The sequence below is a fragment of the Streptomyces sp. NPDC058274 genome, from assembly GCF_042881375.1.
Lineage (GTDB): Bacteria > Actinomycetota > Actinomycetes > Streptomycetales > Streptomycetaceae > Streptomyces.
The window spans coordinates 74,662-91,137 of record NZ_JBHVXW010000016.1; the positions used below are offsets into that span (position 1 = coordinate 74,662).

Consider the following 16,476-nt stretch of genomic DNA (forward strand, 5'->3'; position numbering starts at 1 on the left):
CCTCGGGCGCGGGAGGGCCAGGGCCTCCGTCCGGAACCTGGGCGTGGAGGAGGGCCAGGGCGCACAAGGGGCGCTCCAGGGGCGTGCTGTAGCATTCGCGCACCGCGTGAGCAACCGCACTCGTTCGTGCGTAAGAGAGGGCGGATCCGCCTGTATCTCGAACGGCCCGACACAGAAGAGTGGCCACCCGTTCATTCCCCTCGTGGTGGCCGGTGAACCCGGACTCTGGTCGTGCGAAGCACCGCCTCACGATTTACGTTTGCCTCACCTTCCTCACCTTCCACCTGCGCAAGTCTCCAGGAGCGGCCAGTGGGCCCACGTTCCGTTCCCCGTACGCCTCCCGGGGGACGCGCCTCCGTCGACCTGCCGACCGATCTGCTCGGCGACTTCGTGCGGCAGGCTGTGGCAGAAGGCGCGGCGAGCCGCGGGCACCACAACAAGAACTATGTGCTGCCGCTGACCGAACCCGTGGCGCGCCGTCTGGGCCGTGAGGCCGGTATGCCGTCCGTCGTGCGCATCCGGCAGACCGAAGCCCTGCCCGTGGTCATCCGGACCTGGCACGACGAGTCGGCGATCCTCCGCGCTCTCCGGGGGGCTCTGCCGCATGTGCCGGAGTGCCTTGTCTCCCGCAAGGAATTCGCCATCCACAGCTATGTGGAAGGCGTTCCGCTCGCCAGTGTCTGCGGGAACGGCAAACCGGTCGACGGAATGGTGATCAAGGCGCTGGCGGGGCTGCTGGCCCAGATGTCGCAGGTGCGCCGGGAGGCCTTACCCCCACTGCCCCGCAGTTGGCCGCACAACGGCAAGGACGGCCAGGGTTTCCTCCGGGCGCTGGCGTATCTCGGTGACCGTCAGATCCGGCAGTCCAATTGGAGGTCCTTCGGTGGGCTGTTCGCCGCGCTGGGCATCCCCGAGGACGCGCTGATCCGACTGGCCGAGCGGGTGCCTTCCATGGCGCGTCGCCCGTTCAGCCTCCTCCACGCGGATCTTCACCGCGACAACGTCATCATGACGTACCGCGGTGACCCGCCCCTGATCTGCGTCGACTGGGAGCTCGCGACGTACGGGGATCCCCTGCACGATCTCGCCACGCACCTGGTCCGGATGCAGTACCCGGACTTCCAGTGGGACGAGGTGATCGACGCGTGGGCGGAGGCCATGCAGGCCACCAGGCCCGCGGCAGTCAGCGGCCTCAGCAGCGACCTGCGGCACTACGTCGCCTTCGAACGGGCCCAGTCCGTGTTCCCGGACGTGATGCGAGCGGCCGAATCGCTGGAGAACTCGCTCGGGCAGAAGGCCTTGGACGCTGCCACGGCTTCGGTGCACAAGGCGCTGCAGACGGCGGCCGAACCACTCAGACTGCCCCATGTGCCGAGCGAGGCCGAGATCGAGCGGGTCCTCTTCCGGTGGCAGGCCTCCTGCTGGGAGCGGAGCACCCCTCCGCGGGCGGTCATCAACTGGGTGCCCGACAACCGAGTGAAAGAGCATCCCGATTTCCCCCATTCCGCGGTCCTCGAAGCCCTGATCTCCGAGGGGGCGGCACCCGCAGGGCGGGTTTTCAAGGGCACCGCGCATCTCAACTCGGTCGTCCGGGTGGCGGGCAGTGACCTTCCGGTCGTCGTGCGGCGCAAGGTGGCGTCGGTCTGTCGCCGTGAGCGTGGCTTTCTGAGTGAGCACGCGGTGCTGCAGGCCATCGAACAGTCGGATGTCCCGGTGACGGCGCCGAGGGTCCTCGCCCTGGGGCACAGCCACCACCTGGTCGCACCGGACGAGAGCAATCCGAAGGACCCCTTCGCCATCCATACCTACGTCGGCCCGGCCGACAGCGATCAGCCCCCGAACCACCCCGTACACGGACTGCTCCCGCACGAGGCGGACGGGCTCGTGGCACAGCTCGTGGCGTTGACGCAGGTCGACTACCGGCAACTCGATCCGGCGGCCGAGGAGTCGGACTTCTACGACTCGCTCAGCGACCGGCTGGTCTCGCTGGTGAGGGATCTGCCGAAGGAATCGCAGCAACTGGCCGGTGTGCTGGGTCTGCCCAACGCCGCCCGGCTCAAGGAGATCCTGTCCGCGCATCGGGTCACTCCCCGGTCGCTCAGTCTCCTGCACGGCGACCTGAATCCCTGGAACCTGGTGCGCCGTGACGACCACTTGGCGCTCACGATCATCGACTGGGAGATGGCGATGGTGGGCGATCCTCTCTACGACCTGGTCCGGCACATGCACCTCACGCCGACCCGGCCGGAGATCCGGGCGCGGATGTTCCGCCGCTGGGAGCGCGACCTTCCCAGCACGCACACCAAGAACTGGCAGCAGGACCGCCGGATCTACCGGTGGATCGAGGTCGTCCGTTCCGCCTATGTGGACCTCGACCGCCTGGTCACGGGCGCAAGCCTGGACGCCCCCAACGTGCGCAGGGCGGTGGACTCGTACGCGATGACGCTGCAGGCCGCCACCGCTTCGCTGGGCCTGCGCGTACGCGGGCAGGCGAACCCCTGTCTTGCCCGCGCGCTGCCGCACGGCGACCATGGCAGCAACACAGTGCTTCGGTTGCCAGTGGGCATGTGACGCACCGTCGGGCGGCGTCACCGCACGGGTCAGGGCGCCTGCCCGAGGAGGCGGCCGTCTCCACCTGGGCCAAGCACGTCGACGACCTGTGGAGCCTGGCCACGGTGCCTCATTGGCGCCGGACCGCCGGCACTTGACCCGCGCTCACACCTTCAGCACCACCTTTCCCACCAACTCCCGTCCCTCAATGGCCGTATGGGCGTCGGCCGCTCGGCCGAGGGGGAAGGCTTCGGCGATCACCGGGCGCAGGCGGCCCGCCGCTGCCTCGGTCAGGGCGGTGGACGCCAGGCGGGTGCGGTCCGGGTCGGGGAACTGGAGGTCGGCGATGCCGAGGAGGGTGATGGCGCGGCGGGCGGCCTCCGCGGGGTCGACGGGGGTGAAGCCGCCGGTCGGGGCGCCGTGGGCCGAGAAGCGGCCGCCGTCGGCGGTCAAGGGGAAGGCCGCGGCGCCCAGCGTGCCGCCCACGCCGTCCAGGACCACGTCGGCCGACGGGGTGTCGCCGCCGAGGGCCGTACGGGCGGCGGACGGCCAGTCGGGACGCGTGGCGTCGACCGCCGCGTCGGCCCCCAACTCCTGTACCAGAGAGAGCTTTTCGGGGCCGCGGGCCACCGCCACCACCCGGGCGTCCCGGGCGTGGGCCAGCTGGACGAGCAGGGTGCCCATGCCTCCGGAGGCGCCGAGGACGAGGACGCGGTCGGTGGGGCCGACGCCGGTCAGCTCGATCAGGCCCGCGGCCGTCACGCCGTCGTGGACCAGGGCGGCGGCGGTACGGAGGTCGAGGCCGTCGGGGACAGGGGTGAGGGCCGGCACCCGTGCCACCGCGCGCTCCGCGTACCCGCCCGTCACGAAGGCGGTCACCCGCCGGCCCAGCCAGCCCGACGGCACCCCCGGGCCCACGGAGCTCACGATCCCGGCCACGCCCCCGCCCGGCACGTACGGGAACGTCACCGGGAAGAACTCACGGCCCCAGCCCGACCTGATCTGGGACTCCACGAAGATCGTGTCCACGTACGCGACATCGATCACCACCTCGTCCGGGCCGGCGACCGGGTCCGGCAGTTCCACCGGCACCAGGACCTCCGGACCGCCGAACTCCGCCACCTGAACTGCAAGCATCGTGCTCTCCCCAAGGTCGGTACGTGAAAGTCGGTACGGGCACCCGATTCGGGCGTATGCCGTGCAGTCTTCGACCTCGAGTTCGGTTGAGGTCAAGGGACCACGGCGGAGGGGAGCCACGGCGGGGGAGCCCCGGCGGGGGAGCCACGGCGGGGAGGGGCGGGGCGCGCGTGGTGCGTACGCTCGGGGCATGGGTGAGATCGGGCTGCGCGAGCGCAAGAAGCAGCGGATGTACCAGGCAGTCTCCGACATCGCGATCGGGCTCTTCCTGGAGAAGGGCTTCGACGCGGTGTCCGTCGCCGAGGTGGCCGCCGCCGCCGAGATCTCCAAGCCGACCCTCTTCCGGTACTTCCCGGCCAAGGAGGATCTCGTCCTGCACCGGTTCGCCGATCACGAGACGGAGGCGGCGCGGCTGGTCGCCGGGCGGGTCGCGGGTCAGTCCGTGACCGGTGTCCTGCGCGAGCACTTCCTCGCGGGGCTGGAGCGGAGCGACCCCGTCACCGGGCTCAGCGACGTGCCCCAGGTGCTCGCCTTCCACCGGCTGCTGTACGGGACGCCCTCGCTGGCGGCGCGGCTGCATGAGTATCTGGAGCGGTCCGAGGCCGCGCTCGCCGAAGCGCTCGGCGGCGACCTCGACGCCCGGCTCGCGGCGGGGCAGATCATCGCCGTGCAGCGCGTCCTCGCCATGGAGAACTGGCGGCGGATGGCGGGCGGGGAGACGGTGGCCGCGGTGCGGGATGACGCCGTCGCCGCGGCAGAGCGGGCTTTTGAGCGGTTGAGGCGGGCGGGCGTGGACGGGTAGGGGGCCGGTGCGCCCACGTACGTACGGACGTAGGCACGGGTGCGCTGGCGGCGCGGGAGTCGCCCGGGGGAGCCGTCATCGATGCGCGGCGCCGACATCGTAGTAACCAAGTAAAAAATTTAACTCGGTTACGTTATTCCGTTACGCTCTCTGGAATGACGTCACCCGACCTCGCGTATGCCCTCGCCCACGAACGCGCCCATCACGACGCCTGCCGTGCCGCCCTCGCCGCCATGGTCGAAGGCGCTCAGGAGCAGGTCGTCACCGGCGAGGACGTCTCCGCCTCCGGTGCCGACGCCGAAGTCCTCGGCTACCGGCTGCGCAGCCACGCCAAGGAACTGCGCGAGCTCCCCGAGGGGCCGTTGTTCTTCGGACGGCTCGACTTCGACGAGTCCGGGGACGACCACGCCGGGCAGAGCTACCACATCGGCCGGCTGCGGATCACCGAGCGGCCCGCCGCCCCGCCCCTCGTCGTCGACTGGCGCGCACCCGTCTCGCGCGCCTTCTACCAGGCGAGCGCCCGCGCCCCGCAGGGCGTCGCCGTGCGCCGCCGCTTCGGCTGGGCGCCGGGCAGCCGCGGCGCCTCCGCCGACCTCACGGGCCTGGAGGACGAGCACCTCACGGACGACCCCCCGCCCCAGCACGCCGACGGCACCCCCGGCCGCATCCTCACCGGTGAGATCGAGCGCCCCCGCGTCGGCCCCATGCGCGACATCGCCGCGACCATCCAGCCCGAGCAGGACGATCTCGTACGAGGGGACCCGGCGGCCTCGGTCTGTGTGCAGGGCGCCCCCGGCACCGGCAAGACGGCGGTCGGACTGCACCGGGCCGCCTATCTCCTCTACACCTACCCGCAGCGCATCCAGCGCGCCGGCCTGCTGATCCTCGGGCCCAACCGCACCTTCCTGTCGTACATCTCGGAGGTGCTGCCCGCCCTCGGGGAGACCGGCGTACGGCAGTCGACCCTCGGTGACGAGATCGCCCGCCATCCCGTCACCGCCGAGGACGGCGAAGCGTCAGCGCGCGTCAAGCACGACGCCCGGATGGCGGACGTGCTGCGCCGCGCCCTGTACGCGCGGGTCACCACTGCAGGCGCCAACTCCCTTGCCGTACCGGACGGTTCGTACCAGTGGCGGATCCCGGCCGAGGCGCTCAAGCGGATCGTGGACGGCGTACGCGCCGAGGAGCCGCCGTACGCGACGGGGCGGGAGCGGGTGCGGACGCGGGCCGTGCGGTACATCCAGGCGCAGGCCGAGCGGCGCGCCGGGCCCCCGACGAACGCCTGGGTGCAGCGGATCTCCCGGGCCCGCGCGATCACCGCGTACGTCGATGCCGTCTGGCCCCGGGTGCGGGCGGAGGAGGTGCTGGCCGATCTGCTCGCCGGCCCGGACGCGCTGGCCGCGGCGGCGGACGGACTCCTCGACGCGGACGAGCAGAAGGCGGTCCTGTGGACGAAGCCGCCGCGCTCGTACAAGTCGGCACGGTGGTCGGCCGCCGATCTGGTCCTCCTCGACGAGGTCGCCGGACTCCTCGAACACCCGCAGGGATACGGTCACTTGGTCATCGACGAGGCGCAGGACCTGTCACCGATGGAGTGCCGGGCGATCGCTCGGCGCGCCTCCTTCGGGTCGCTGACCGTGCTCGGGGATCTGGCGCAGGGGACGACCCCGTGGGCCGCCCGCAGCTGGCCCGAACTCCTCGCGCACCTGGGGAAACCGGACGCCGTCGTCGTCCCGCTGATCACCGGATTCCGTGTCCCGGAGGCGGTGGTCGGACTCGCCAACCGGCTCCTGGACCGGCTCGCGGTGGACGTACCGCGCGCCCAATCCCTGCGCAGCGACGGGCAGTTGAGGATTCTGGAGGGCGATGACGTGCCGTCCCTCACCGTCCGCGCCGTGCGCGAGGCCCTGGCGCACGAGGGCTCCGTCGGAGTCATCGCGGCCGACACGGATGTCGTACGGGTCCGGGAGGCACTCGGCGCGGCCGGGATCCCGTACAGCGGTCCCGATGAACTCGGCGCGCGCGTCGCGGTGTTGGCCGCGAGCACGGCCAAGGGGCTCGAGTACGACCATGTCGTGGCCGTCGAGCCGGCGGCGATCGTGGAGGCGGAGGCGCGGGGAGCGCACCGGCTGTACGTGGTACTGACCCGGGCGGTCTCCCGGCTGGACGTGGTGCATGCGCGTCCGTTGCCGTGGTGATGGGGTGGGGGGCGCCGCGGGTCGGGTGGGGTGGTCGTGTGGTGGGGGCGCCGCGGGTCGGGTGGGGTGGTGGTGTGGTGGGGGCGCCGCGGGTCGGGTGGGGTGGTGGTGTGGTGGGGGCGTCGCGGGGCGGGTGGGGTGGTGGTGCGTTGGGGGCGCCGCGGGTCGGGTGCGGTGGGGCGCCGCGGGTCCGGTGCCGTGGTGTCGCGGGCGGCGAGTCGGCCGGTGTTCAGTCTCCGTGTCCGTAGGGCCGGTTCGCCGCCCGCCGTACCTTGTTTGCGGTCCGGGGCCCGCGGGGTGGTTGCGGTCGGGGGGCCGTGAGGGGTGGTTGCGGTCGGGGTCCGTGAGGGGCTGCCCGCCATGGCCGGGGGCGTCGGCTCCGTGGCCGGTCGGGGGGCCGCGCGAGGCGCTCAGGAAGCGGATGCCCCTTCCAGTACGGGGATCAGCACCTCCTCCTCGTACGTCAGATGCGCCTCCAGATCACCCGTGAGCCGCTCCACTTCGGGGAGTACGGCGGCGGGGTCCACGTCCTCGGCCGCGAGGACCCGGCGCAGCTCTTCGAGGAGCGCGGCGATCCGCTCGTGCTCGTGACGCAACCGGTCCAGGGCCGGGGCGAGTTCGGGGCTCCGGTCGGCTGCGAACGGGAACAGGGCCATGTCCTCGCCGGTGTGGTGCAGGGTGAGGCCCGTGCACAGGGTGAGGCAGTTGACGCGGAGCTGGGCTCCGAGCGCGGAGCCCGATGCCGCGAACTCCTTCCGGATCAGGGCGAGTTCGCGCCGGAAGGCGTCGTGGACCACCTTGACGGCCTCGCCCGGGGAACTCGCCGTGAAGTTCGGCGGGCCGCCCCTGGGAATCTCGCGGAGGGCCACGACGGGGATGACCCGCTCCGTCTTCGCCTGGTACTCCGCCCAGCCCGGGTCGGCCTCGACCGCCCGCGCGAACAGCTCGTCGCGCTGCGCGCCCGTGAGGACGACCGCTTCGGCCTCGTAGGTGAAGACGCCGTTCTCCACGGTGACGCGCGGGTCGGCGACCAGGTTGTGGAACCAGTCCGGGTGCTGGGGAGCGCCACCGGCCGAGGCGATGACGAGGACCTGGGCGCTGCCGTCGGGGTAGTAGGCGACCGGGGTCGTGTGCCGGGTGCCGGTGCGGGCGCCGGTGGTGGTCAGCAGGAGCAGACGTGCTCCCTCGAAATATCCGCCGACCCGGCCTCCATTGGCCCGGAACTCGTCAATGACCTGCTGATTGAAGGGGTTGGGCGTTGAGTTGGGCATTCTCTGCTTTCTTCCGTGATGTGGGTGTCTTCCGTTCCGCGTCCGTCATTTCGTGCCCTCCATTCGGCCCCCTTGCTCAGGCTGCTTTCCGCTGTGCTTTCTCCTGTTTTCAGGCAGGGGAAATCGCCGCGGGGCGGAGGCGTGTGTGTCCGCCCGCGGTGCGGTTGGTGCGGCTTGTGCTGCGCAGGGAAGGGCGTCCGACCGGGAGAAGGGTCGGAGGAGGGTCGGAGAAGGGTCGGAAAAAGAGCAGCCCAGGACATGCGGGGGAGGAGGGAAACGTGGAACAGGCGCGGGGTGCTCAGGGGAAGAAAAGAGGGGCGGGCTCCTGGCCCGCCCGGGCCTCACTCGGAGGCCGGGCACCCAACTCGCTCACGGCACAAGGCCGACCCGGCAGTCATGGGAGCAACGGTAATGCCGGACACGGCCTTTGGGCAATGCCGTATCGGCTCATCGTTCGCTTTTGCTTTCTCTCGGCCGCTTCAAGGGTGGTTCAGCAGCCGGTTTCCGGTGCGGCGCACGAGAAGTCGTAGACCGCCCATTCGGCGAGCGGGACGTATCCGATGCGCTGGTAGAGGGCGTTGCTGGTGGGGTTGGACAGGTCCGCGAACAGGACGACGTCCCGCGCGCCGGCGGCCAGCGCGGCCCGGCTCACCTCTGCCGCCACGGCGCCCGCGTAGCCGCGACCGCGCTGATGGGCCGGGGTGTAGACGATGTCGACCTGGATCTGGCCGCCGATCATCGGGTTCAGGCCCGCGATGGAGACGGGGGTGCCGTCCGGGGTCTCCCAGAGCGTGTAGCGCTTGTCGGCGAAGCGGGTGTCGGCCCACGTGTCGGCGTTGATGGAGACGTCTTCCCCAGCCGCCTTGGCGAACTCGCCGCACCAGAACATGACTTGATCGAGGTCCTGCTCGCCCAGCACGCGGCCTCGGCCGGCCGGCAGCGGCTCCGGTGGGGCGAGCGTGCCGAGGCGGTACAGACGGAGTCGCGTGTCGCGGAGTTCCGGCGTCGCGCCGGTGCGCCGCTGCCAGGCCTCGGCGAAAGCGGTGGCCGTGCCGTGGTCCGCGCTGACGGCGGGGAGGGAGTGCCCGAGGGCGGCCAGGCGGGCGGCGAGGGAGTCGGCCTGTTCAGGCGTGAGCGGGGAGAGGCCAAGACCACCGGGCGGGAGACGGTAGAAGGTGGCGTGGACCTCGCCGCCTCGCTCCAGTACGCCGAAGACGGGGGCTGCGGTGCCGAACGCCTCCGCCCCGCGCACTCGTACTCTCTCGGCCCAGGTCAGCTGCATGACATGCCGGCCGGGCCGAGAGCGCAGGAAGTCCCCGGCTCGGACGAGAAAGTCGTCGACGTCTTCGGTGAGGTGCCAGTAATCGTGTTCTGTGAGGTGCCGGTCATCGTCGTCGATGGGGTGCCGGTCATCGTGTTCTGTGGGGTGCCGGTCATCGTCGTCGGTGAGGTGCCAGTCATCGGGGCGCATGCTTCATGGTTCCCCGGGCTGCCGGTGCGCCCGCGGGTTTCCGCCCGGGGGAGGCGGCGGGACGTCCGCAGGACTGCTTGTCAGGACTGCTTGTCGCGGGCGGTGACGTCGCCCAGCAGGGCATGACGGCCAGGCCGATCCGAAGGTGGGAGCCATCGCCGATGCGCAGCGGGACGAAGGGCGGCGCCCGCTCTCGCTGAGCGTTACGCCGACGGCCGGGTGAGTTTGGCGGCCACGGCGTCGAGGACCCAGTCAAGGCCGGTCGCGAAGGATGTCTCGGCGTCCACGTCCGTGCCGTCGTACACGGCCTTGGTCAGCGCCGGGAAGCGGCCCGTGGCCAGCATGCTCGTCACATGCGGGCCGTGGGCGCGCTGCCAGTCGTGCTTGGACAGGCCCGTGGCGCGCTCGGCCCGCAGGTTCGCGATCTCGCGCCTGATCGCGCCGATGAAGTAGGCGCTGACCGTCTCCACGGCGCGCATGACGGTGTCGACATCGGTGAGGCCGTCGAGGGCGGCCAGCGTGGACTCGGTCACGGCGAGGCCGTTCGGGCCCAGGGCCGGGCGGCCGCCGAGCAGGTCGGCCAGCCATTCGTGACGGAGAGCGGCCTGCCTGGTGCGGTGGGCGAGGAGGCGCAGCGCCTCCCGCCACTCACCGGGCTGCTCCTCGGGGAGGATCTCGGCCTGGACCTCGTCCACCATGAGGTCGAAGAGCTCCTCCTTGGTGGAGATGTATCTGTACAGCCGCATCGGACCGGCGTTCAGGCGGGCCGCGACCTTGCGCAACGACACCGCCTCCAGGCCGCCCTCGTTGGCCAGCGCGATGGCAGCGGTGACGATCCGCTCCCGGTCGAGCGCCACGGGGCGAGTCGGCGGCTCCGGCCGGTCCCACACAGTCATCCTCACACCGTACCGTTGCGATGCACTGCATCAGAGCAATACAGTGTATCGACATGAGACACCGCATCGCAGTAGTCGGGAGCGGTCCTGCCGGCCTTTCCTTCGCCCGCGTCCTGCACCGCCATGACCACCCCGTCACGGTCCTCGAACGCGATCCCGCGCCCGACGCCCGCCCCCCGGGCGGCACGCTGGACCTGCATGAAGGGCTGGGCCAGCTCGCGCTGGACAAGGCGGGGCTGCTGGCGGACTTCCAGGCGCTGTCTCGTCCCGAGGGGCAAGCCATGCGCATCCTGGACACGGACGGGACCGTCCTGCGTGACGTGCGACCCCGTCCGGATGACCGGGCCAATCCCGAGATCGACCGCGGGCAACTCCGTGACCTGCTGCTCGGCCCTCTCGACGTCCAGTGGGGCCGGGGCGTGACGCAGGTGGTGCCGGGGACCCGGGACGGCGTACGGGTCCATTTCGCGGACGGACGAGAAGAGACGTTCGACCTTGTGGTCGGCGCGGACGGAGCCTGGTCCCGGGTCCGCCCGGCAGTCTCGTCGGTGGCGCCGCACTACACCGGCGTCACCTCGATCGAGACCTCCCTCGACGACGTCGACACCCGCCACCCCGACCTCGCCCGGCTGATCGGCGACGGTTCCCTGGCTGTGTACGGCGTGAACCGAAGCCTCGTCGCCCAGCGCAACAGCGGCGGCCACGTGAAGGTGTACACCAAATTCCGCGCGCCGCTGGACTGGCACGCGAACCTGGACCTGGCCGACGTCGAGGCCGTGCGATCGAGCCTGCTGGCTCTGTTCGACGGCTGGGCCGCACCCGTCCTCAGCCTCCTCCGCCACGGCACCGCTTTCGTCCACCGCCCCTTTTACGTCCTGCCCGTGTCCCACAGCTGGGCCCACGTCTTCGGGGTGACGCTGCTGGGCGACGCCGCCCATCTGATGCCCCCACTGGGGGTGGGCGCGAACCTCGCGATGCTGGAAGGCGCCGAACTCGCCGAGTCCATCGCCGCCGCCCTCCTTCATGGAGATCTGGACGACGCTGTCCGCGCCTTCGAGGAACAGATGTGGGCGCGGGCCGGCAAATGGGCGAAGATCACGACGGCCGGCCTGGAACGCCTCGTGAGCCCGGACCCCGCCGAAGCCCTCGCCCTCTTCGACCAAGTCCAGCCTTCCTGACTGCCAAGCACGAGAGGTGCTTTAGCTGTCCTTCCGGACGAGCGCCCGGCTGTCCATCTCGCTCCAGAAGCGTGCGCAGAGCGCGTAACACAGGCCAGGGGCCGGCCTCTGCCCGCCACGACAACCGGAACGGCTGCGGGGACATCGCCGCCATCGAGGGCTCGGTGTCTGTCCGGTCTCGCTGAAGGTGAGGCAGCGTGAGTGCCCGACCTCGGGTGCCTAGTTTGAGCGAGACGGGGGCGGGTCGATTGTCTCGCTCAAACTGAGGCAGTCTGGGCTGGCTTGGCGGCGATCAGCAGTGCTCTGCGGCGCATTAGGTGCGCTGACAGGTTGAGGCGGACCGGTGGGGGCCATGTGGATGTCACTGAGCGCGAGCTGATCGATCCCTGGGAGGGTGTGCTGGTCGCTCCCGTCTGCGGTAGTGACATCGGTGTCCTGGTCGTGGCGGGATCAAGCGGGCGTGTCGAACGAGAGAGAGCACGCATCCTTGCCCAGCAGGGCATGACGGCCATCTCGATCCGCTGGTTCGGTGGACCGGGGCAGTCTCCGGGGATCTGCGAGATCCCACTGGAAACCTTCACCGCCGCCGTCGATCTCCTCCGGTTGAACGGGGCACGACGCATCGGCATCGTGGGCACTTCCAAGGGGGCTGAGGCAGCTCTGCTCACGGCAGTGCACGATCCACGCGTGGACGTCGTCATCGCGATGTCACCCACGTCTCGGGTCTGGTGCAACGTCGGACCAGGCCGCTACGGAGCACGACACCCCTATCGATCGTCCTGGACATGGCGAGAACGGGCGCTGCCCTTCGTCCCACTGGACGATTCCTGGACTTCTGCAGGACCGGACGATGGGCCGGTCGCCATCCGCGGATGGTACGAACTGAGCGAGCGGACGTTTGCTGATCTGCTCCCTCCAACGGAGATCCCTGTGGAAAATGCGCGGGCCGATCTGCTGCTTGTCGCAGGCGGCGACGATGCGATGTGGCCGTCTCTGCCCTTCGCCGAACAACTGGCGCAACGCCGACGCTCAGTCGGGGCCACGGTGCGTCTGATCGCCCGCCACGATGCGGGCCACCGCCCACGTTTTCCCGGCGAGAGCCCGGCGTCGGCATCCCCACGCTTCCAGTACGGAGGCACGCCCGAAGCTGACGCACTCTTGGGGACAGCTGCCTGGCCACATGTCCTCGACGCGCTTCAGGGCAAGGACTGATCTTCAGCCCGCACACCGGCATCAGGTGGCTCAGCTCCACCCACGACTCGTAACCCACCAAATCCGCGCTGGTCGCAGCCCAGTACCAACCCGGGAAATTGCGCTGCCCCCGGTACGACGGGAAAGCATGCACCTGCCCAGCCGACTCGAACCGGACCGGCCACATCACCTCAAGCGGCCCACCACACAGTTCACCCCTGGCATCCTCATCTCCGAGAGCTGTTTCATGCGTCTCTCCTTGGCCTGCGTGGTCAGGAGCCGCTAGCGGCCGACCGGATCTTCGGTGGTTGGTGTTCGGACGATGGATTCTGCTACTTCGGTCTGTGGATGGTGGGGCTCGGCAGAGGGGCCTTCTGCCGGGCTGTGGCGAATCCCGACTCCCTGGCTGACACCCCCGAGGTCCAGTGTCTGGTGGACCGTCCGCGGGAGATGTGGGACGACGACTGGCCCGAGTGGGAGTCTCTCGACTATGTCGCCATGGAGGCGTACGGGCTTCTGACAAGTGCCGACGATGAGTGCGGCGATGCGTTCTATGCAGCTGTCGAAGCGGAGCAAGGCGGTAGGGAGCGTGGTTCGGGACCTCGTGGTGAGCGGTGGGATGTGCGCTGTGAGGACGAAGCAGCGCACAAGTTGCCGAAGCTGAGCACGATGTTTCTCCTGCGTTCGCTCACCTAGAACTGGCCTCACCGGGGCAGTCTGGCTCGCCATCTCCTCGATCTGTCCCAGCTCGGTCACGCTGTGAACGTGCCCCGATCTGGTCCGACTCGCTTCTGGCTTCAGGTGACCGGATTCAGCGGCAGAGTTCCATGATGGTGTCGTCAAAGTCGGGAAACTCTTGTGTGGCCTGCTCGATGATGGTTACTGCCGGTGCGCGGTGGTCCGGTGCGAACTGTTCGGCGATAGCCCCCAGCTCATGATTGGGGCGGGGCATCCAGTCGGGTTCGGGGTCGTGTGCGGTGGACGCTTCCCATGGGCCGAAGCCGTCCGCCAGCAGCCAGAGGAAGGCGGCGAGATTCCGGGCGACGACGCCGGTCTCTCCTTCGGAGCCGAGGAAGACGATGGGCTGCTCGACCAGCGGCTGACCTGGGCGGATCAGCCAGAATGCGACGTTTCCACCGGTGCCGTCCTGGCCGAACACGCGGAAGCCGTCGCCGTTCAGCTCGCCATTGCAGGTCCATGCCCGGAACCAGTCGGTTGTCTCGTCAGCGGTGAGGAAGGCTTCGAAGGGCTCGAAGTCGACTCCGTCCTCTCCGATGCAGTCGAGTCGGACCGCCATGGCAGCGGCCAGGGCCACGGGGAAACGGCAGTCCTCGTTCGATGTCATGCGAACAGATTAGCGAGGCAACTAGTCACGATGCCTTCCGCTCACCCGAGGCATGGACGTACTTGGCCGTGGCTTCGACGAGCGAGTTGAACTTGCTGCGGATCCACGGGCCTGTGGTGGTGCGGGGCGTGTAGTCCAGATGGAAAGACTCTTCGAAGGCGGCGAAGGTGCCGCCGGTGATCTGTTCGGCTTTGCGGTCAAGTTCTGGTTGCAGTGCCAGTGCCAACGAGCTGGATGAGCAGGGCGATGCGGGGGTAGGCCGCGGCTCTCCGGAATCGTTGGACGGGGCCGAATCTGTTCGGGAGGTCATCCGGGTTCGGACGGTAGATTCGCTCGAAGGTGCTTTCGCTGTCCTTTCGGACGAGCGCAATTCGGCCGCGGCCTGGGCGACCTCCTGCTCCCGGGGGCTTGCGCTGTGCGCGTTCGCTCAGCACCTGATAGGCCCGGTCGAAGACCAACTCGCCCATCGGGACCGGGGACGTGCGCAGATGGCGCCAGGTCGCGGTGATCCAGCCAGTTCCTCGGTGATCCCGTACCCGGACACGGGAGATGTCGTAAGGGTCGTAGTGGACCTCCCAGAGCCGTCCGTCCGGCCCCGCCCCAGAGGGCTGGCGCCGGTAGGGGCCGAAAGCGCGGGAGTCGTAGATGCGGCTGTTGATCCTCACACCGCTGGAACCGATGACCCGCCACTTCCGGGGCAGCAATTGGCCGTACTCCTCGGCGTTGAACGCGACCGGCACGTATCCGGCCGCCGACACCAGCGCGGCGTACTTCTCGTTCGGACTCAATGGCCGTCCGGGCATCAGCGGGTCCCGCAGCCCGTCATGGGGCCTGGTCTGCCAGACGGCGACGACCCATTCCTGAAGAAGCTCCTGGAGTTCATGGAGGGACCAGGCCGCCTGGGCTTCCGGGTCCTTGCCCCGCATCTCGGCGCTGCGGCCCTTGTAGCCGGCGACGTACTGGGCGAACAGGGTCGCCACCGATCCCAGGGTCCGCTCGATGTGCGGTTTGTCGGTCGGGGTGTCCGGGTGTGCGGGCTGGAACGAGATCCCCAAGTGGCGGCAGGCATTGCGGAAGTTGTCGGAGACGAATGCCATCCCGCGGTCGCTGACCACCATCTCCGGAACGATCACCGGGATGGCCGCGGCCTTGGCCAGCCGCTCGTCCGGCGGCAGCAGCGAGGCGTAGGGCAACACCGACCGCGACAGGCGCAAGGCATCTGGCCAGCCCGGCCGCATCATCTCAGGCGTCATCGCCCGGGCCAGCAGCAACGCGGCATCCACTGCCTTCGTCGAGGGCCGCAGCACCACCGCCGCCAGCGTCCTGGTGGCCAGGTCCACCAGCCCGGTCAACTCGCAGGTGTCCACCACTCCGTCGTCGTGGACGACGAGGACGTCCAGCGGAGTCGAGTCGATCTCCATGACCTCGCCCGGCCGCCCCGTCCTCAGCTGCCCGAACATCCTCTTCGGCTGTTTCCCCAGTGAACGGCGGGTGCGGGCTGACCCGAACAGATGGCGCCCCGTGGAAACTGCCTCCAGCAGGCGGTAGAACCCGGCCCGGGACAGCATCTTCACCACTCCGGCGCCGTGCTCGGCGGCCAGGAGCCGTTCCACCTACCGCCGCAGCACCTGTGCGGAGACCGTCGCCTCCTCCACGCGGCTGTCCGTCACCTTTTCGATCGCGGCCACCACCCTGGGATCGGCCCGGCTCGTGCCGGTGGCGGGCTTGCGTATCCGGCCGTCCACCAGACCTGTCACCCCCTCGTTCTCAAAACGGGTGCGAAGCCTCGGAGGGTGCTCAAGCCCACGTCCTCGCCGGCCTCCTGCAGCTCGGCCAGCTTAGTCAGCTCCCGCTGCCGCAGCGAGTGCACCGCCGGGTCGTACTCGGCCCGGACCTGAGCATGCGGATCACCGTCTGGGCGGCCCGTGAGCAGCTCGGTCAAGTGCCGCTGCCACCACCAGGCCCGCGTCACTGCCTCCTCGGGCAGGCCCCCCAGCACCCCTTCCTCCGGAAGCGACGGACGGCCCGGACCGACGCTGCTGACCACCGTGAAGCCCTCGGAGGCCAGCAGATGCCCCAGCGGAACGAAGTCCAGCCGCATCAAGTGGCTCAGCTCGACCCACGACTCGTAACCGACGTCCGTGGCACCGGTCGCCGCCCAGTACCAGCCGGAAAAGCTCCGCAGCCCCCGGCACGACGGGAAAGCCCGCACAGGCCCGGCCACCTCGAAACGGGCCGGCCACATCGCCTCAAGCGGCCCCTTTCGCAACTCGCCCCGGGAATCGACGTACTCCAGCTGGAAATCCTCGGCATCCACCCGCCACTCCCACTCGGCGCTGACCCGGTACGGCGACCGTAGGCGCCAGGAGTGTCCGGTACCTCAGATTGACTGAGACACAGCAGCAGGTGCCCGAGATTGAGCGAGACGTACGACCCG

At 69.8% G+C, this 16,476-nt stretch carries 15 protein-coding genes; 6 read left to right on the forward strand and 9 right to left on the reverse strand.

Annotated features, from left to right (window positions below; translation table 11 throughout):
• Positions 1-309: 309 nt before the first annotated feature.
• Positions 310-2,571: a phosphotransferase gene (locus ACFVYF_RS27120; protein WP_389459456.1), complete on the forward strand. Its 2,262-nt coding sequence runs from the start codon at positions 310-312 to the stop codon at positions 2,569-2,571.
• 144 nt (positions 2,572-2,715) lie between these two features.
• On the opposite strand, the gene ACFVYF_RS27125 is transcribed toward ACFVYF_RS27120, so the two are convergent.
• Positions 2,716-3,687, reverse strand: coding sequence for a zinc-binding dehydrogenase (locus ACFVYF_RS27125; RefSeq protein WP_389459458.1), 972 nt, complete (start codon positions 3,685-3,687; stop codon positions 2,716-2,718).
• 190 nt (positions 3,688-3,877) lie between these two features.
• Between ACFVYF_RS27125 and ACFVYF_RS27130 the strand changes: the two genes are divergently transcribed.
• Together ACFVYF_RS27130 and ACFVYF_RS27135 are read left to right on the forward strand one after the other, a co-directional pair.
• The gene (locus ACFVYF_RS27130; RefSeq protein ID WP_389459459.1) at positions 3,878-4,489 is read left to right on the forward strand and encodes a TetR family transcriptional regulator; all 612 of its coding nucleotides are present in this window, start codon (positions 3,878-3,880) and stop codon (positions 4,487-4,489) included.
• Between the two features lie 155 nt (positions 4,490-4,644).
• Positions 4,645-6,687, forward strand: a complete 2,043-nt coding sequence (locus ACFVYF_RS27135) for a HelD family protein (protein WP_389459461.1) — start codon at positions 4,645-4,647, stop codon at positions 6,685-6,687.
• A 410-nt stretch (positions 6,688-7,097) separates the two neighbouring features.
• Here the strand turns inward: ACFVYF_RS27135 and ACFVYF_RS27140 are convergent, their stop codons facing one another.
• From ACFVYF_RS27140 to ACFVYF_RS27150, 3 genes are all read right to left on the reverse strand, one after another.
• A complete protein-coding gene (locus tag ACFVYF_RS27140; RefSeq protein ID WP_389459463.1) occupies positions 7,098-7,958 on the reverse strand; it encodes a nitroreductase/quinone reductase family protein in 861 nt (286 codons plus the stop codon).
• A 490-nt stretch (positions 7,959-8,448) separates the two neighbouring features.
• A complete protein-coding gene (locus tag ACFVYF_RS27145) occupies positions 8,449-9,429 on the reverse strand; it encodes a GNAT family N-acetyltransferase (protein ID WP_389459464.1) in 981 nt (326 codons plus the stop codon).
• Between the two features lie 203 nt (positions 9,430-9,632).
• Positions 9,633-10,325, reverse strand: a complete 693-nt coding sequence (locus ACFVYF_RS27150) for a TetR/AcrR family transcriptional regulator (RefSeq protein WP_389459466.1) — start codon at positions 10,323-10,325, stop codon at positions 9,633-9,635.
• A gap of 53 nt (positions 10,326-10,378) precedes the next feature.
• Between ACFVYF_RS27150 and ACFVYF_RS27155 the strand changes: the two genes are divergently transcribed.
• The 3 genes from ACFVYF_RS27155 (at position 10,379) to ACFVYF_RS27165 (ending at position 13,390) form a co-directional block, all read left to right on the forward strand.
• Entirely contained in the window at positions 10,379-11,503 is a 1,125-nt protein-coding gene (locus tag ACFVYF_RS27155; protein ID WP_389459468.1) for an FAD-dependent oxidoreductase, read from the forward strand.
• Positions 11,504-11,857: 354 nt separating this feature from the next.
• Positions 11,858-12,715: an acyl-CoA thioester hydrolase/BAAT C-terminal domain-containing protein gene (locus tag ACFVYF_RS27160; RefSeq protein WP_389459471.1), complete on the forward strand. Its 858-nt coding sequence runs from the start codon at positions 11,858-11,860 to the stop codon at positions 12,713-12,715.
• Between the two features lie 243 nt (positions 12,716-12,958).
• Entirely contained in the window at positions 12,959-13,390 is a 432-nt protein-coding gene (locus tag ACFVYF_RS27165) for a DUF4240 domain-containing protein (protein WP_389459631.1), read from the forward strand.
• 115 nt (positions 13,391-13,505) lie between these two features.
• Here ACFVYF_RS27165 and ACFVYF_RS27170 read toward each other — a convergent pair whose 3' ends face one another.
• From ACFVYF_RS27170 to ACFVYF_RS27190, 5 genes are read right to left on the reverse strand one after another with little or no spacing between them, the layout of a single operon-like run.
• A complete protein-coding gene (locus tag ACFVYF_RS27170; protein ID WP_389459473.1) occupies positions 13,506-14,039 on the reverse strand; it encodes an SMI1/KNR4 family protein in 534 nt (177 codons plus the stop codon).
• Between the two features lie 25 nt (positions 14,040-14,064).
• A complete protein-coding gene (locus ACFVYF_RS27175) occupies positions 14,065-14,265 on the reverse strand; it encodes a hypothetical protein (RefSeq protein WP_389459475.1) in 201 nt (66 codons plus the stop codon).
• Positions 14,237-15,652, reverse strand: a complete 1,416-nt coding sequence (locus ACFVYF_RS27180; RefSeq protein WP_389459477.1) for a Mu transposase C-terminal domain-containing protein — start codon at positions 15,650-15,652, stop codon at positions 14,237-14,239. Before ACFVYF_RS27180 ends, ACFVYF_RS27175 begins: the two co-directional genes overlap by 29 nt.
• Complete coding sequence (locus ACFVYF_RS27185; protein ID WP_389459478.1) at positions 15,653-15,796, reverse strand: hypothetical protein; 144 nt, start codon at positions 15,794-15,796, stop codon at positions 15,653-15,655.
• The gene (locus tag ACFVYF_RS27190; RefSeq protein ID WP_389459480.1) at positions 15,793-16,356 is read right to left on the reverse strand and encodes a hypothetical protein; all 564 of its coding nucleotides are present in this window, start codon (positions 16,354-16,356) and stop codon (positions 15,793-15,795) included. The genes ACFVYF_RS27185 and ACFVYF_RS27190 overlap by 4 nt, the downstream gene beginning before the upstream one ends.
• Positions 16,357-16,476: the final 120 nt, after the last annotated feature.

Bases quoted from the DNA above. Each gene is read 5' to 3' on its own strand.
- ACFVYF_RS27125 (WP_389459458.1), bottom strand. From the start codon at position 3,687: ATGCTTGCAGTTCAGGTGGCGGAGTTCGGCGGTCCGGAGGTCCTGGTG.
- ACFVYF_RS27130 (WP_389459459.1), top strand. From the start codon at position 3,878: ATGGGTGAGATCGGGCTGCGCGAGCGCAAGAAGCAGCGGATGTACCAG.
- ACFVYF_RS27135 (WP_389459461.1), top strand. From the start codon at position 4,645: ATGACGTCACCCGACCTCGCGTATGCCCTCGCCCACGAACGCGCCCAT.
- ACFVYF_RS27140 (WP_389459463.1), bottom strand. From the start codon at position 7,958: ATGCCCAACTCAACGCCCAACCCCTTCAATCAGCAGGTCATTGACGAG.
- ACFVYF_RS27145 (WP_389459464.1), bottom strand. From the start codon at position 9,429: ATGCGCCCCGATGACTGGCACCTCACCGACGACGATGACCGGCACCCC.
- ACFVYF_RS27150 (WP_389459466.1), bottom strand. From the start codon at position 10,325: ATGACTGTGTGGGACCGGCCGGAGCCGCCGACTCGCCCCGTGGCGCTC.
- ACFVYF_RS27155 (WP_389459468.1), top strand. From the start codon at position 10,379: ATGAGACACCGCATCGCAGTAGTCGGGAGCGGTCCTGCCGGCCTTTCC.
- ACFVYF_RS27170 (WP_389459473.1), bottom strand. From the start codon at position 14,039: ATGACATCGAACGAGGACTGCCGTTTCCCCGTGGCCCTGGCCGCTGCC.